A 15,304-nucleotide genomic window follows, 5' to 3' on the forward strand; every position below is an offset into this window, starting at 1 on the left:
CCTCAGCCCTCGCCCGGCTGCGCCGGCTCGTCGAGCAGTGCCGCGTCGGCGTCGGCGGCCAGCAGGCCGGCCGGCGGGTCGACGACCACGCGCCCCCCGGCGACGTCGACCACCGGCACGATGGCGAGGACGAAGGGCACGAGCGTGCGCGAGCCGTCCGGCTCGCGCACCACCAGCGCGTCCTGCGCGGGCAGGTGCTCGAGGCCGACGACCTCCCCCACCGGCGAGCCGTCCGGGCGCTCGGCCCGCAGCCCCACGAGCTCGTGGGGGTACCACGCGTCGTCCTCGTCGGACGCCGGCGTGTCGACGACGAGCTCGACACCGCGCAGGGCCTCGGCGCCCGTGCGGTCGGCCACCTCGGCGAAGGCGACGAACCACCGGCCCGACTGCACGCGCGTGCGCACGACCGTGAGCGGGCCCGCGGCTGCGGGCTCGGTCGCGAGGACCGCCCCCACGGCCAGGCGCTCCTCGGGCGTCTCCGTGCGCAGGTCCAGGGCGACCTCGCCCTTGAGACCGTGGGCCCGGCCGATCGTGGCCACCGTCAGCTGCATGGGTTCTCCTCACCTGGGGCCGGACGCGACCGTGGCCCGGCCCCAGGGTAGGGGCCGGGCCACGGGTGCGGCTCGTGCCAGTGCTGCGCGGGCGCACGGCCCGCGCGTCGGTCAGTGCCGGTCGCCGTCCACGACGTCGACCCGGACGGGCGTGGACGACAGCGCGCCCATCACCGTCCGGAGCGCGCGGGCGGTCCGACCGCCGCGCCCGATGACGCGCCCGAGGTCCTCCGGGTGCACGCGCACCTGGAGCAGGTGCCCGCGGCGCAGCGTCCGCGAGGTGACCCGCACGTCGTCCGGGTGGTCGACGATCCCGCGGACGAGGTGGTCGAGCGCGTCGCCGAGCATCAGGCCTGCTCCTCCGTGGCCTCCGGGGCCTCGGCGGCCTCGTCGGCGACGGGCTCGTCAGCCGGCGCCTCGGCGGCCTTGGCCTTGGCCTCGGACGCCTTCGCCTTGGCCTTCTCCGCGGCGTCCGCGGCGGCCTTGATGGCGGCGGCGGTGTCGGGAGCGGCGCCCTTGACCTTCAGGGTGCCCTCGGCGCCCGGCAGGCCCTTGAACTTCTGCCAGTCGCCGGTGATCTTGAGGAGCGCGAGGACCTGCTCGGTCGGCCGCGCGCCGACACCCAGCCAGTACTGCGCCCGCTCGGAGTCGACGACGATGAGCGACGGCTCCTCGGTCGGGTGGTACTTGCCGATCTCCTCGATGACGCGACCGTCGCGCTTGGTGCGCGAGTCCGCGACGACGATGCGGTAGAACGGCGCCCGGATCTTGCCGAAGCGCTTCAGACGGATCTTGACGGCCACTGTGGTGGTCTCTCCTGGTTCACGACGGGAGGTCCGCCGCACGCGATCCCGTGGGGATGGGCGCGTGGGAGGTCCGAGGACGCGACGACCGCCGGGTAGAGGGACCGACGACATCGGGTACAGCCCGCCATTGTGCCAGACGTGGCGCCCCGTGCTGTACCGGACGCCGTGGCCGCCGGGATCAGGGAGACGGCTGCGGGAGCTCCGGGCACTCGACCCGCGGGTTGAGGCCCACGTAGTTGAGCGGACCGGCCACCACCGTCACGGCGACCGTCGCCACGGTGGCGCAGTTGCCCGGCGACGAGCCGAAGTAGCCGCGCTGGCCGGCCGCCAGCGCGCCGATGAGGAGCCAGAGGACCAGGACGACGGACGCGACGCGCATGTCCTCGAGCGTACGGACGCGGCCGCCATCCGCATCCGGAGGCGCTCTCAGCCCGCCGAGGCGCCGGCCAGCGCGTGCGCGAGGCGGTCCGCGGCGTCGCCGATCCGGTGGCCCAGCGCGGGCGCGGGCAGGTCCGGCGAGTCCTGCGCACCGCCGCCCACGAGGACGCGCAGGTCCGGGTGGGCGCGCCGCACCGCGTCGATGACGCGGGCGGCCGCGGGAACGTCCTCCGGCCGCGGCACCGCGAGGACGAGCGCGTGCGGCCGGGTCTGGCCGACGGCGTCGAGCCAGCTGTCCTGCGGCAGGTCGGCGCCGACGTACGTCACGGCCAGCCCTGCCCGACGCGCGGCGACGGCGAACGCGAGCGCACCCAGCTCGTGCCTGCCGCCCGGCGGCAGGCCGATCACGACGCGCGGACCGCGCGTGCCCGCGGCCGCCGCCTCGAACGCCGCGGCGAGCCGGCGCAGCACGGCGTGCGCCACGAGGTGCTCGGCGGCGGTGGAGACCTCCCCGCGCTCCCAGGCGTCACCGACCAACCGGAGCGCCGGCATGAGCCAGTCGTCGACGACGGACTCGAAGGAGCCGCGCGCGAAGCGCTCGTCGAGGACGGCAGCCACCGAGGCGGCGTCGAGCGCGCGGCCGGCGGCCACCAGGTCGGCGGCTCCCTCGACGACCGCAGGGCCCCCCGCGGGCACGGGCACCGGCGGGGGCCCAGCGGCGTCCACGCGCTCGCCCGGCGGCGTCGGCAGCGGCCGGCGGCGCGGCCCGCGGACCTCGTCGGCCGCCTGGCGGGGCGCCCACCCGGCCGCGACGAGGTCGCGCATGGCACGCAGCCGGTCGACGGCCGCGTCGTCGTATAGGCGGTAGCCGCCCTCGGTGCGTTCCGGCGCGACGACGGCGTAGCGGCGCTCCCAGGCACGCAGCGTCGCGACCGGGACGCCGGTCAGCTCCGCCGCGTGCTTGATCGTGTACACGCCGACTCCTCCGGTCCTCTCCTGCCCGCCGGTGCCGCGCGGGTCAGAGCTTGGCCAGCGCCGCGCGCATCCCGGCCTCGGCCTCGTCGCCGAGCCTACGGAACGCGGGCCGCAGGAACGGCTCGGCGAGCCGGAGCAGGACCGAGCGGAACCGGAAGGTGGCCTGGTACCGCACGAGCGCACCGTCGTCGTGCGGCTCGACGGTGATCGTGTCCAGCGCCTCGAGCGTGCCGTTCTCGCCCCGCAGCGTGACGCGGCGCGGCGCCACGTGGTCGGTCACGGTGTACGTCAGCTCGGTGGTGCGGCCGTTGAAGGCCGAGGTGTTCTCGTAGACGGTGCCCACGCCGCCGTCGCCGCTGCGCCGGACGGTGCGGACCGTCCCCGGGTCCCACTCGGTCGTGTTCCGGAAGTCCGAGAGGTAGCCGAACGCCACCCGCGGCGTCGCCCTCGTCAGCACCTCACGCGTCACGACGATCATCGCAGCCTCCTCCTGTGCCGGTCGAGCAACCTGAACGAAGGTTAGACAAACTCTTGACGGGATAGCAAGGCCTCGCCTAATCTGCCGGTCAGAGCACTAGACAAACCTTGGACGGAGGGCACATGTCGGCACCCGCAGCAGACACCACGCCGGTGGGGCCCGCCCGCCGCCCGAGCGTCGCCGTCGTCGGCTCCGGGGTCTCCGGGCTGACCGCCGCCTACGTCCTCCGCCACACGCACGAGGTGACGCTGTTCGAGGCCGACGGGCGGCTCGGCGGCCACGCGCACACGCACGACGTCGCGACGTCGGAGGGCGGACGCGTCGCCGTCGACTCCGGCTTCATCGTGCACAACGAGCGGACGTACCCCACGCTCCTGAGCCTCTTCCGCGAGCTGGGCATCCAGACCCGGCCGACCGAGATGTCGATGAGCGTCACCTGCGCGGGGTGCGGGCTGCAGTACGCCGGCGCGCGCGGCGCGCGCGGCCTGTTCGCCCAGCGCCGCCGCCTCGCCGACCCGCGGTACCTGCGGATGCTCGCCGAGGTGCCCCGCTTCCACCGGGACGCGCGCGCCGTCCTCGACGACGCCTCGACCGACCTCACCTGGGGCCAGTTCCTCGACCAGGGCGGGTACTCGCAGTACTTCGTCGAGCACTTCGCCGTCCCCCTGGTCGCCTGCGTGTGGTCCTCCGGCGACGACGACGCCCTCGGCTACCCCGCGCGGCACCTGTTCCGGTTCCTCGAGAACCACGGGATGCTCACGATCGGCGGGTCGCCGACCTGGCGCACGGTCGTGGGCGGCTCGCGCACCTACGTCGACCGGGTCGCGGCGACGCTCGAGGACGTGCGTGCGGCGACGCCCGTCGTCGCCGTCGCGCGCGAGGAGGACCACGTCGTCGTCCGCACGGCCGACGGCGGCGCGGCGCGGTTCGACCAGGTCGTGCTCGCCACGCACGCCGACGACGCCCTAGCGGTCCTGGCCGACGCGACGCCCGAGGAGAAGGCCGACCTCGCCGCGATCGGCTACTCCGCCAACACCACCTGGCTGCACCGCGACGGGTCGGTGCTGCCGGCCCTGCGTCGTGCCCGCGGCTCCTGGAACTACCGCAAGGAGACGTGCGGCACCGGCGCCTCCGCCGTCCTGGTCAGCTACTGGATGAACCACCTGCAGGGCCTCGACACCGCCGACGACCTCGTGGTCACCCTGAACGCGCCGGAGCGCGTCGACCCCGCCGCCCTGGTGGCCGAGATGACCTACCGCCACCCGGTCTTCACCCCGGCCGCCGTCGCGGCGGCCGCGCGCCTGCGCGGCGCGGGCGGCCCCCGGCTCGCGTTCGCCGGCGCGCACCTCGGCTGGGGCTTCCACGAGGACGGCGCCCGGTCGGGCCTCGAGGCGGCGCGGCGCCTGGGCGGCTCCTGGTGAGGGTCGCTCCCCCGCCGGTGCCGGCGCTCGTCGTCGGGTCCGTGACGCACACGAGGCGCACGCCCCTGACGCACACCTTCACCTACCGGCACTACACGTGGCTCGTCGACGTGGACGACCTGCCGCGGCTGCGCGGCCCCCTCGGCTGGCTCGCGCGCTTCGACGCCGCCGACCACCTCGACGGCGGCCGCCTCGGCGGCGGCCTGCGCGGCGACGTCGTGCGCTTCTGCGCCGCGCGCGGCGTGGACGTGACGGCGCAGGACCGGATCTGGATGCTCGCCCACGCGCGGGCCCTGGGCCACGTGTTCGACCCGATGTCCGCGTTCTGGTGCGTCCGCCCGGACGGTTCCGTGGCCGCCGTCGTCGTCGAGGTGCACAACACCTACGGGGGGCGGCACGCTTATCTCGTCCGGCCCGACGACGCAGGCCGCGCCGTCGTGGAGAAGGCGTTCTACGTCTCCCCGTTCAACCCCGTCACCGGGACGTACCGGATGCGGCTCGTCCTCGGCGAGCAGGAGGCCGCCGTGTCGATCAGGCTCCTCGTCGACGGGACGCCCGTCGTGGACGCGGGCGTGTCGGGTGCCGTCGTCCCCGCGACACCCCGCGCGGTGCTGCGGACCGCGCTGCGGCACGCCGTCATGCCCTACCGCGTCAGCACGCTCATCCGCCTGCACGGCGTCGTCCTCTGGCTGCGCCGCCTGCCCGTCATGCCCGGCTCCCGACGCACCCAGGAGGTCGTATGAGCACCGTCCCCACCCCCTCCTGCCTCGCGGGCCCCGGCGCTCGCCCCGACGCCCGGCCGTGCGTGCGCGCGCGCCTGGCCCGGGTCCTCGCGGGGCGGGTCGTCCGGCGGGTCCCGGTGCGGGTCGAGAGCCCGGGCGGCGCGGTCCTCGGCTGGCCGGACCGGGCCGCGGCGCCCGACGGCGTCCCCGTCCTGCAGATCGTCCGCCCCCGGGCCTTCTTCGCGCGCCTCGGCCACGCCCCCAAGATCGGCTTCGGCGAGGCCTACATGGCGGGCGACTGGCGGCCTGCTCCCGGCGTCGACCTCGGCGTCGCGCTCCGCCCCTTCGCGGCGAGCATCACCCACGCCGTGCCCGCGTGGATGCAGCGACTGCGCGGGCTCGTCGAGGAGCGCCTGCCCGCGCACCAGCGCAACACCCTGCACGGCGCCCGACGGAACATCCAGGCGCACTACGACCTGTCCAACGACCTCTTCGCAGCGTTCCTCGACCCGTCGCTGACCTACAGCTCGGCCCTCTTCGACGACGACCGCCCGCTCGCCGGGCAAGGCCTCGAGGAGGCGCAGCTGCGCAAGGTCGACGCCGCGCTCGACGCCGCCGGCGTGGGTCCGGGGACCCGGCTGCTCGAGATCGGCACCGGCTGGGGGACGCTCGCGCTGCGGGCCGCCGAGCGCGGTGCGCACGTCACCACGCTGACGCTCTCGGACGAGCAGGCCCGCCTGGCGCGCGAACGCGTCGCGGCCGCAGGTCTCACCGAGCGCGTCGACGTCCGGCTGCAGGACTACCGCGAGGCCGCCGGCACCTTCGACGCCGTCGTGAGCATCGAGATGATCGAGGCCGTGGGCGAGGAGTACTGGCCGACCTACTTCGCCGCCATCGACCGGCTCCTGGCCCCCGGCGGGACGGCGGTGGTGCAGTCGATCCTCATGGCGCACGACCGCTACCTGGCGACCCGCCGCTCGTTCAGCTGGATCCAGAAGTACATCTTCCCCGGCGGGATCATCCCGTCGACGCGCGCGATCGAGCAGGCCACCGTGGCGCACACCTCGCTGCGCGTCGTCGGCTCGCGGCACTTCGGCGCCTCGTACGCCGAGACGCTGCGGCGGTGGCGCGCGCAGTTCGACGCCGCCTGGCCGCAGGTCCGCGAGCTGGGCTTCGACGAGACGTTCCGCCGGATGTGGGAGTTCTACCTCGCCTACAGCGAGTCCGGGTTCGCCACGGGCTACCTCGACGTCGCGCAGCTGCGGCTGCGGCGGGTGACGGGGTGAGCACCGACGCCCGGTGGCCCCTGGCGGGTCAGCGGGTGTGGGTCGTGGGCGCCTCGAGCGGCATCGGCGCGGCCCTCGCCACCGAGCTCGCCGCCCGCGGGGCGCAGGTGGCCATCAGCGCCCGACGCGCGGACCGCCTCGCCGACGTGGCGCGCGGACGGATGACCGCCGTCCCGCTGGACGCGACCGACGACCGGGCGGTGGCCACTGCGGCGCAGGCGGTGCGCGAGGTGCTCGGCGGGCTCGACACGGTGGTCTGGTCGGCCGGGCACTGGCAGCGCTCCGACCCCCGGACCTGGGACGGGCCCGCCTTCGCCGAGCACGTCCGCGTGAACCTCCTCGGCCTGAACAACGTCCTGTCCGCCGTGCTGCCCGCGATGGTCCGACGCCGCTCCGGGCACGTCGTCGCCATCGCCTCGGTGGCGGGGTACCGGGGCCTGCCGGGCGCCGAGGCGTACGGGTCCACCAAGGCCGCGCAGATCGCGCTCCTGGAGTCGCTGCGTGCGTCGCTCCGCCACGACGGGGTCCGCGTGACCACCGTGGCGCCGGGTTTCGTCCGCACCGAGATGACGGCCGTCAACACCTTCCCGATGCCGTTCATCGTCGAGGCGGATCAGGCGGCGCGCGCCATCGCCGACGGCCTCGAGCGCGGTCGGGTGGAGATCGTCTTCCCGTGGCGGATGGCCCTGGTCATGAAGGCCGCACGCCTGGTCCCGGTGCGAGCCTGGGCCGCGCTGGTGTCGCCGAGGCGTCGGCGCGAAGCCGCCCGCGGCGCCTGACGACCTCGTGAGAGGCTGAGTGGGACACGTCCCCTCGGCCGAGCAGGAGCCGCCGCCATGGCAGATCCGACCCGCGAGCCCGCCCGCCAGGTCCCGGTGCGATTCCAGATGGAGCTCCCCACGGAGCTGGAGGCAGGGGTGCCCGCCGAGTTCGCCAACATCTGGCACACGCGGACCTCGTTCATCATCGACTTCGCTGTGCCCAAGGGACCGCCTCAGATGATCGACGACGACGCCGGTCGACGCGCGGTCGTCAACGCCAAGGTCGTGACCCGCGTGCGCATCCCACCTCAGCAGGTGTTCGAGATCGCGCGCGCCCTGACCCAGCAGCTCGACCTCTGGGAGAAGGAGACCGGCGCAGGCCGGCCGACGCCCCCACCGCCCGCCATGCCAGGGGGCCCGACGGCCGGCTGACGTGCCGGCCGGTCGTCAGGAGAAGACCAGGCCAGGGATCGCGAAGACCCACGGGGCGAACGCGACGACGGCGCCGATCCAGCACCACGCGAGCCCGCCGCGGCGTTCGCGCGCGAGCGTGCCCACGAGCCAGACGAGCAGCGCGCCGATGGCCGCGACCCCCGGCGTGATCGTGACCGTGAGCGCATCCGGGCAGTCGAGGATCGCCACGTCCGGCGGGCAGCTGTCCAGCCGCGTCGGCATCACCCAGGCGATGAGCACGTCACCGACCGCCCCGACGGCCAGCAGGATCGCCGTCAGGATCTCCTGCACGAGCGTCGAGCGGCGCGAGCGGACCGGGGCGGGGACGTCGAGCGGGGCCAGCACCGGCGGCTGCGTCCGGGAGGCGAGGTTCACCATGGGGCAAGCCTGGCAGGTTCACCCGCCCGATTAGTCCGATTCGCCACATTCTGGACGAAGATCACCCGCGCGGCCCAGGATCCTCACCCGCCCAGGCGGACGGACCCGCTCACCACCACTGGAGCCGGAGCGCCAGGAACGCCCAAGGTACGGCGGCCGGGACGAGCGCCACCCAGCAGAGCCAGAGCCCACGGCCGCGCTCGGCGTGCCGGTTCCCGACGAGCCACGTGACCACCCCGAGCACACCCACGGCGACGGCGCCCGCCGCGACCCCGAGTGCCGGACCGCACAGGCGGTCGGTGCACGTCGAGGTGCGCACCGGCAGCTGCAGCGCCACGAGGAGGTCGCCGGCGAACAGGGCCAGCAGGAGCACTGCGGTGACGGCGGCCTGGGCCCGGTCCTCGCGTCGGGCCGGCCGCCGCCCCGACGTCGTCCCGGCGACGGGCTCGGTCGTCCCCGCCTCGACCTGCTGTGTCATGCCCTCAGCGTCGCAGGAAGCGCTCCATGCCCGGCGGAAGCTCCGCGGCGGGTCCCGGCGGCGCGGCGGGCGGCGTCGCGCCGCCGCCGAGGCCGAACGCCGAGCCGGCCGGCGCCGACGGCTGACCGGAGGCGCGCTCGGCCGCCTCGCGCTCCTGCTGCGCCCGCTTGGCCGGGTTGCCCGACTTGGCGCCGCGCCCCTTGCCCTTCGCCGGCGCCGGGGCCGAGCGACCGCGCGACTTCTTGCCCATGCCGAAGCCGGGCATGCCCGGCATACCGGGGACGCCGCCGCCCCGGGCGACCTGGCGCATCATCGTCTGCGCCTGGCCGAACCGCTCGAGCAGCTGGTTGATGTCGGTGACGGTGGTGCCCGAGCCGCGCGCGATGCGCGAGCGGCGCGAGCCGTTGATGATCTTCGGGTTGGCGCGCTCGGCCGGGGTCATCGAGCGGACCATCGCCTCGATGCGATCCACCTCGCGCTCGTCGAAGCTGTCGATGGCGTCGCGCATCTGCGCCATGCCCGGGAGCATCCCGAGCATCTTCTTCATCGAGCCCATCTGCCGCAGGCCCTGCACCTGCACCAGGAAGTCGTCGAGCGTGAAGTCCTCGCCGCCGACGAGCTTCTCGGCCATCTTCGCCGCCTGCTCGGCGTCGAAGGCGCGCTCGGCCTGCTCGATGAGCGACAGGACGTCGCCCATGTCGAGGATGCGCGAGGCCATCCGGTCCGGGTGGAAGACCTCGAAGTCCGTGAGCTTCTCGCCCGTGGAGGCGAACATCACCGGCGAGCCCGTGACGCTCGCGATCGACAGGGCCGCACCACCGCGCGTGTCGCCGTCGAGCTTGGCGAGCACGACGCCGGTGAAGCCGACGCCCTCCGCGAACGCCTGCGCCGTCGTGACCGCGTCCTGACCGATCATCGCGTCGACGACGAAGAGGATCTCGTCCGGGTCGACGGCGTCGCGGATGTCCGCCGCCTGCTGCATCATCTCGGCGTCCACGCCGAGCCGGCCGGCCGTGTCGACGATGACGACGTCGTGCTGGCGCTCCTGTGCCCACGCGAGGCCCTCGCGCGCGACCCCGACCGGGTCGCCGGGGGTGCCGACCAGGCCCGCCGCGGTCTCCTGCACGCCCGGGTGCGGTGCGAACACCGGCACCCCGGCGCGCTCGCCGACGACCTGGAGCTGCGTGACGGCGTTCGGCCGCTGGAGGTCCGCCGCGACGAGGAGGGGCGTGTGCCCGCGCTCGCGCAGGTGCAGGCCGAGCTTGCCGGCGAGCGTCGTCTTGCCCGCACCCTGCAGGCCCGCGAGCAGGATCACCGTCGGCGGCCGCTTGGCGAAGCGCAGCGGCCGCTGCTCCCCGCCGAGGATCGCGACGAGCTCCTCCTGCACGATCTTGACGACCTGCTGGGCCGGGTTCAGGGCGCCCGAGACCTCGGCCGAGAGCGCGCGCTCGCGGACGGTGCCGGTGAACGCCCGGACGACGGGCACGGCGACGTCGGCGTCCAGCAGCGCGCGGCGGATCTCGCGGATCGTCGCGTCGATGTCCGCCTCGGACAGCCGGCCCCGCGTGCGCAGGTTGCGGAACGTCGAGGTGAGGCGGTCGGACAGGGTCGCGAACACGGGCAGCTCTCCGGGGTCCGGGCGGGGGCGGGCGAGGTCCCAGGGTACCGTCCGGGCCTACGTCCCCCGCCCCGGGACCCGGATCGGCCCGGGTGCCGGACGGCCCGTGAGCGACGTGTAGGCGCGCGCCGTGAGCTCGGACACCAGCCGCTCGCGCCACGGGGTCCAGGTGGTCGGCCCGGCCGCGCTCGCGTCCGCCTCCGTCAGCGCGCGCAGGGTCAGCAGGAGGTCCGCTCGGCCGTCGACGGCGGCCACCAGCTCCGCCACGGTCGCCGGGTCGTCCGGGTCGCGCGTCGTGGCGAGCGCGGCGAGCGTCAGGTGGTGGCGCACGAGCAGCTCGACGTCGTCGCGCACCGGCGCGGCCACGCCCATGCGGGCCAGGATGCCCGGGACGAGGGCGGCGCCCTCGACGGAGTGGTCGACGGCGCCGGGGCGCTTGCCGATGTCGTGCAGCAGCGCCGCCAGCAGCAGGGCCTCCCCGTGCTCACGACCGCGGCGGCCGACCTGTGCGACCGTCTCGACCAGGTGCCTGTCGACGGTGTGCCGGTGGATCGGCGAGCGCTGCGGCCTGTTGCGCACGCCCGCCCACTCCGGGATCCAGCGGGTCACCACGCCGGCGAGGTCGAGGGTCTCCCAGACCGGTACCTGCGCCGGTCCGCTGGCGAGCAGGACCGACAGGTGCTCGCGCGCGGCGGCGGGCCAGGGCTGCGGCAGCGGCGGCGTCCGGCCCAGGCTCGCCACGGTCACCGGCGAGAGCGGCAGGCCGGTGCGGGCGGCGGTCGCCGCGGCACGCAGGGTGAGCAGGGCGTCGTCCTCGGGCCGGACGCCCGCGGCGAGCACCAGCTCGCCGTCGTGCTCGACGAGCCCTTCCCCGACCGAGCGCAGGCGCGGGGCGAGGGGACGCCCTCGGCGCACGACCGGCCGGCGCAAAGACGGCCGCGCGAGCGCCTGGCGCGCGTGGCGCACGGTCGTGTCCAGGGCGTGCGCGACGGTGCGGCCGGCCTCCGCGAGTCCCGCGAGCAGGTCGTCGGCGTCGCCCACCCCCAGGAGCGCCGCGACCTCGTCCTGGTCGGCCCGCAGCAGCCGGTTGGTCGGGCGTCGGGTCACCACGTGCAGGGCGTCCCGCACGTCGAGCAGGTGGGCGTACGCCGCGTCGACGCCGCCGTGCGGGCGGTCGGTGAGCCACGTGGCCGCGAGCGCGAAGACCACGACGGCGTCGCGGATGCCCCCGCGAGCGTCCTTGAGGTCGGGTTCGACCAGGTAGGCGAGCTCCCCCGACCGGTCCGCGCGCGCCTTGGTGGACGCGAGGAGCTCCGGCAGGCGCCGACGCGCGGCGCCGCGCCAGTCGGTCAGGAGGGCGGTGCGGGCCCGGTGCACCACGGTGCGGTCCCCCGCCACGTGCCGCAGGTCGAGGAGCCCGACGGCGGCGGGCAGGTCCGCGGACGCCACCTGGCGGCACTGGGCGAGCGAGCGCACCGAGTGGTCCAGCGACAGGCCGGCGTCCCAGATCGGGTACCAGAGCCGCTCGGCGACGCGCGCGACGGTGGCGTCGGTGTGCGTCCGGCCGTCGTGCACGAGGAGCAGGTCGAGGTCGGACGCGGGGCTGGCGTCGCCGCGACCCAGGCTGCCGACCGCGCCGAGCGCCAGGCCGTCCGCCGTCGGCAGGTCCGCGGTGACGACGTCGAACAGCTCGGCGAGCCGGCTGGTGACCAGGTGCGCGACGGCGGCCCGGCGCACGGTGCCGTCGGCGCCCGGGCCGGTCATCCGGGCCGCGACGTCGAGCCTGTCGACGGCGAGGTCCCGCACCCCGGCGAGGGGGTGCGGGACCTCGGGCTCGCCGGAGCCCGGGCCGGGGACCGGCCAGGTGGACTCAGGCAGGGACATCGGTCAGAGCGCGTCGGGGCCGTGCTCCCCGGTGCGGACGCGAGCGACGTCCTCCACGGGGATGGTCCAGACCTTGCCGTCGCCGATCTTGCCGGTCTGCGCGGCCTTGACGATCGCCTCGGTGACCGTGAGCGCGTCGACATCGGCCACGAGGACCTCGACCCGCAGCTTCGGGATGAGGTCGACCTGGTACTCCGCGCCCCGGTAGACCTCGGTGTGCCCGCGCTGCCGGCCGTAGCCGCTCGCCTCGCTCACCGTCATGCCGCGGACGCCTGCTGCCTCGAGGGCCGCCTTCACGTCGTCGAGCCGGTGGGGCTGGATGACAGCCGTGACGAGCTTCATGCGTTCACCTCCGTGCTGGCGCGGCCGGCGGCCGTGCTCGGGACTGACGTGTCGATCGCGCGACCACGGGTGGCCGGGAGGGCCTCGTACGCGGTCTCACCGTGCACCGAGATGTCGATCCCGGCGACCTCGACGTCCTCGGTGACCCGCCAGCCCATGGTGGCCTTGAGGATCAGTCCGAGCACGAGGGTCACGACGCCGGAGACGAGCACCGCCACGAGAGCGATCACGGCCTGGACGACGAGCTGGCGAGCGCCGCCGCCGTAGAACAGACCCGTGCTCGTGGAGAAGAAGCCGATGAGCACGGTGCCGGTCAGACCGCCGACCAGGTGCACACCCACGACGTCGAGCGAGTCGTCGTACCCGAGCTTGTACTTCAGGCCCACCGCGAGCGCGCACAGCGCACCGGCGATCGCGCCGAGGAAGATGGAGCCGACGGGCGAGACGGTGCCCGCCGCCGGGGTGATCGCGACGAGGCCCGCCACGATGCCGGACGCCGCCCCGAGGGATGTGGCGTGTCCGTCACGGATCTTCTCCACCAGGAGCCACCCGAGCATCGCCGCGCACGTCGCGGTGGTGGTGTTCACCCAGGCCAGGCCGGCGAACCCGTCGGCCGTGAAGGCGGAACCGCCGTTGAACCCGAACCAGCCGAACCACAGCAGGGCCGCGCCGAGCATGACCAGCGTGAGGTTGTGCGGGCGCATCGGCTCCTTGCCGAAGCCCTTGCGCTTCCCGACGATCAGGGCGAGCACCAGGGCCGCCACACCGGCGTTGATGTGCACGACGGTGCCACCCGCGAAGTCGATCGGTGCCACCGTGGCTGCGCCGTCGGTGGTGCCGAACATCATCGCGGCCAGACCGTCCTCGCTGCCGCTCAGCAGACCGCCACCCCACACCATGTGGGCCATCGGGAAGTAGGCCGCGGTGGCCCAGGCGCCCGCGAAGACCAGCCACGTCCCGAACTTGACGCGATCGGCGAGCGCACCGCTGATGAGAGCGACCGTGATGATCGCGAAGGTGGCCTGGAAGGCCACGCCGACGATGCCGGGGACCCCCCACCCGTCGAGGACGAACTCACCGGCGTCGTCGTAGATCGTGCCCGCGAGCCCGAACTGGTCGAACGGGTTGCCGAAGAGCCCGCCCACGTCCGAGCCGTAGGACATCGACCAGCCCCACAGCACGTAGATGACCCCGACGACGCCCAGCGCGCCGAAGCTCATCATCATCATGTTCAGCACGGACTTGGCGCGGGACATCCCGCCGTAGAACAGAGCCAGTCCGGGCGTCATCAGCAGCACGAGGGATGCCGAGGTGAGCATCCAGGCTGTCGCTCCGAAGTTGAGGTCCATCCGACTTCCTTCCCTCGCCAGCCGGGCGGCTGGTCCGGGAACAACTGTCGGGGCGCGCCGTTTCGCGACGACGTGCGTCGCGTTACGGCGCGATCACACCAGGACCCGCTGCGTTAACTCTGCGTTTCTGCGGGCCCGCGCGCGGTCCCCGGTGGCCGTCAGCCGGCGAGCAGGCCGTCGACGAACGCCTCGGGGTCGAACGGCGCGAGGTCGTCCGGGCCCTCGCCCAGCCCGACGAGCTTGACCGGCACGCCGAGCTCGCGCTGGACCGCGACCACGATGCCGCCCTTGGCGGTGCCGTCGAGCTTGGTCAGCACGATGCCGGTCACGCCGGCGACCTCGGTGAACACCTGCGCCTGACGCAGCCCGTTCTGGCCGGTCGTGGCGTCGAGCACCAGCAGCACCTCGGACACCGGCGCCGTACGGGACAGGACGCGCACGATCTTGCCCAGCTCGTCCATCAGGCCCGCCTTGTTCTGCAGCCGGCCCGCGGTGTCGACGAGCACGACGTCGGCGCCCGCCTCCTGCGCCTGGGCGAGCGCCTCGAACGCGACCGACGCCGGGTCCGCGCCCTCGCGGTCGGACCGCACCACCGGGACGCCCACCCGGGCGCCCCACGTCTGGAGCTGGTCGGCGGCGGCGGCACGGAAGGTGTCCGCGGCGCCGAGCACGACGCTGCTGCCCTCGGCGACGAGCACGCGGGCCAGCTTGCCGACGGTCGTCGTCTTGCCCGTGCCGTTGACGCCGACGACGAGGACGACGGCGGGGTGCGTGACGCCGTCGGCCGCCGTCGGCGCGACGGCGAGCGAACGGTCGAGGTCGGTCCCGACGAGCGCGAGGAGCTGCTCGCGCAGCAGCGCGCGCACCGCGGCCGGCTCGCGGACGCCGAGCACCCGCACGCGCTCGCGCAGCGCGTCGACGAGCTCGGCGGTCGGCCCGGCGCCGACGTCGGCCAGGAGCAGGACCTCCTCGAGCTCCTCCCAGTCCGCCTCGGCGAGGTGGTCGCGCGAGAGCACCGTGAGCAGGCGCGCGCCGAGCGGCGACCCGGAGCGGGCGAGGCGCTCGCGCAGCCGGACGAGGCGGCCGGCGACGGGTTCGGGAGTCTCGAGCGACGGCGCCTGCGGGGTCTCCTGCGGCGCGGCCTCGGGTTCGGCTACGGGCCCCGCCGTCGTCGTCGGGACGCTCGCAGGCCGGGCCGGCGCGACCTCGCCCGCGGGCGGCGCGGGGCGGCGCGAGCGGCGGCGCAGCGGGACGGCGATCCCGACGCCGAGCACGGCGAGCGCCGGCAGCGCCCAGATGAGGATGTCGCTGAGCTCGTTCACGGCAGCAGTCTCTCAGGCGTCGGCGGTCTCCCAGGCGTCGGCGGTCTCCCCGGCGTCGGTCCCTCAGGCGCGGGCCGACCGTCGCGCGGTGGCACCACGTCG

Annotated in this window: 18 protein-coding genes; 5 read left to right on the forward strand and 13 right to left on the reverse strand. The window is 75.0% G+C overall.

Annotated elements, in window-relative coordinates; translation table 11 throughout:
• Window positions 1-2: 2 nt before the first annotated feature.
• From rimM to AFE02nite_RS05460, 6 genes are all read right to left on the reverse strand, one after another.
• The gene (gene rimM / locus AFE02nite_RS05435) at window positions 3-551 is read right to left on the reverse strand and encodes a ribosome maturation factor RimM (protein ID WP_034246787.1); all 549 of its coding nucleotides are present in this window, start codon (window positions 549-551) and stop codon (window positions 3-5) included.
• 111 nt (window positions 552-662) lie between these two features.
• A complete protein-coding gene (locus AFE02nite_RS05440) occupies window positions 663-899 on the reverse strand; it encodes an RNA-binding protein (protein WP_034246784.1) in 237 nt (78 codons plus the stop codon).
• Window positions 899-1,354 (reverse strand): 30S ribosomal protein S16, encoded by a 456-nt coding sequence (gene rpsP, locus AFE02nite_RS05445; protein ID WP_034246782.1) that lies wholly within the window; start codon window positions 1,352-1,354, stop codon window positions 899-901. The genes AFE02nite_RS05440 and rpsP overlap by 1 nt, the downstream gene beginning before the upstream one ends.
• A gap of 181 nt (window positions 1,355-1,535) precedes the next feature.
• The gene (locus AFE02nite_RS05450; RefSeq protein WP_034246780.1) at window positions 1,536-1,736 is read right to left on the reverse strand and encodes a hypothetical protein; all 201 of its coding nucleotides are present in this window, start codon (window positions 1,734-1,736) and stop codon (window positions 1,536-1,538) included.
• Between the two features lie 47 nt (window positions 1,737-1,783).
• On the reverse strand, window positions 1,784-2,710 hold the full coding sequence (locus AFE02nite_RS05455) for a MerR family transcriptional regulator (protein ID WP_146819176.1): 927 nt from the start codon (window positions 2,708-2,710) through the stop codon (window positions 1,784-1,786).
• 43 nt (window positions 2,711-2,753) lie between these two features.
• Window positions 2,754-3,188: an SRPBCC family protein gene (locus tag AFE02nite_RS05460; protein WP_034248262.1), complete on the reverse strand. Its 435-nt coding sequence runs from the start codon at window positions 3,186-3,188 to the stop codon at window positions 2,754-2,756.
• A 122-nt stretch (window positions 3,189-3,310) separates the two neighbouring features.
• On the opposite strand from AFE02nite_RS05460, the gene AFE02nite_RS05465 reads away from it, so the two are divergent.
• The 5 genes from AFE02nite_RS05465 to AFE02nite_RS05485 are packed head-to-tail and all read left to right on the forward strand — an operon-like array spanning window position 3,311 to window position 7,810.
• Window positions 3,311-4,609, forward strand: coding sequence for an NAD(P)/FAD-dependent oxidoreductase (locus AFE02nite_RS05465; RefSeq protein WP_052113972.1), 1,299 nt, complete (start codon window positions 3,311-3,313; stop codon window positions 4,607-4,609).
• A gap of 41 nt (window positions 4,610-4,650) precedes the next feature.
• Window positions 4,651-5,352, forward strand: coding sequence for a DUF1365 domain-containing protein (locus tag AFE02nite_RS05470; RefSeq protein ID WP_261765479.1), 702 nt, complete (start codon window positions 4,651-4,653; stop codon window positions 5,350-5,352).
• Complete coding sequence (locus AFE02nite_RS05475) at window positions 5,349-6,617, forward strand: SAM-dependent methyltransferase (protein ID WP_034248251.1); 1,269 nt, start codon at window positions 5,349-5,351, stop codon at window positions 6,615-6,617. The genes AFE02nite_RS05470 and AFE02nite_RS05475 overlap by 4 nt, the downstream gene beginning before the upstream one ends.
• Complete coding sequence (locus AFE02nite_RS05480) at window positions 6,614-7,396, forward strand: SDR family NAD(P)-dependent oxidoreductase (protein ID WP_261765480.1); 783 nt, start codon at window positions 6,614-6,616, stop codon at window positions 7,394-7,396. The genes AFE02nite_RS05475 and AFE02nite_RS05480 overlap by 4 nt, the downstream gene beginning before the upstream one ends.
• Before the next feature lie 57 nt (window positions 7,397-7,453).
• Window positions 7,454-7,810, forward strand: coding sequence for a DUF3467 domain-containing protein (locus AFE02nite_RS05485; RefSeq protein WP_052113970.1), 357 nt, complete (start codon window positions 7,454-7,456; stop codon window positions 7,808-7,810).
• A gap of 15 nt (window positions 7,811-7,825) precedes the next feature.
• Here AFE02nite_RS05485 and AFE02nite_RS05490 read toward each other — a convergent pair whose 3' ends face one another.
• From AFE02nite_RS05490 to ftsY, 7 genes are all read right to left on the reverse strand, one after another.
• Window positions 7,826-8,209, reverse strand: a complete 384-nt coding sequence (locus AFE02nite_RS05490) for a hypothetical protein (RefSeq protein ID WP_034248248.1) — start codon at window positions 8,207-8,209, stop codon at window positions 7,826-7,828.
• Window positions 8,210-8,318: 109 nt separating this feature from the next.
• Entirely contained in the window at window positions 8,319-8,687 is a 369-nt protein-coding gene (locus tag AFE02nite_RS05495) for a hypothetical protein (RefSeq protein ID WP_034248246.1), read from the reverse strand.
• Between the two features lie 4 nt (window positions 8,688-8,691).
• A complete protein-coding gene (gene ffh / locus AFE02nite_RS05500; RefSeq protein ID WP_146819177.1) occupies window positions 8,692-10,305 on the reverse strand; it encodes a signal recognition particle protein in 1,614 nt (537 codons plus the stop codon).
• Window positions 10,306-10,362: 57 nt separating this feature from the next.
• Complete coding sequence (locus tag AFE02nite_RS05505) at window positions 10,363-12,189, reverse strand: [protein-PII] uridylyltransferase family protein (protein WP_146819178.1); 1,827 nt, start codon at window positions 12,187-12,189, stop codon at window positions 10,363-10,365.
• 3 nt (window positions 12,190-12,192) lie between these two features.
• Entirely contained in the window at window positions 12,193-12,531 is a 339-nt protein-coding gene (locus AFE02nite_RS05510) for a P-II family nitrogen regulator (RefSeq protein ID WP_034248954.1), read from the reverse strand.
• Window positions 12,528-13,880 carry an ammonium transporter gene (locus tag AFE02nite_RS05515; RefSeq protein WP_052114047.1) on the reverse strand — a complete coding sequence of 451 codons (1,353 nt, stop codon included), beginning with the start codon at window positions 13,878-13,880 and terminating at the stop codon, window positions 12,528-12,530. The genes AFE02nite_RS05510 and AFE02nite_RS05515 overlap by 4 nt, the downstream gene beginning before the upstream one ends.
• Before the next feature lie 158 nt (window positions 13,881-14,038).
• Window positions 14,039-15,202 carry a signal recognition particle-docking protein FtsY gene (ftsY, locus tag AFE02nite_RS05520; protein WP_146819179.1) on the reverse strand — a complete coding sequence of 388 codons (1,164 nt, stop codon included), beginning with the start codon at window positions 15,200-15,202 and terminating at the stop codon, window positions 14,039-14,041.
• Window positions 15,203-15,304 lie beyond the last annotated feature (102 nt).

It is taken from the genome of Actinotalea fermentans, from assembly GCF_007991475.1.
Lineage (GTDB): Bacteria > Actinomycetota > Actinomycetes > Actinomycetales > Cellulomonadaceae > Actinotalea > Actinotalea fermentans.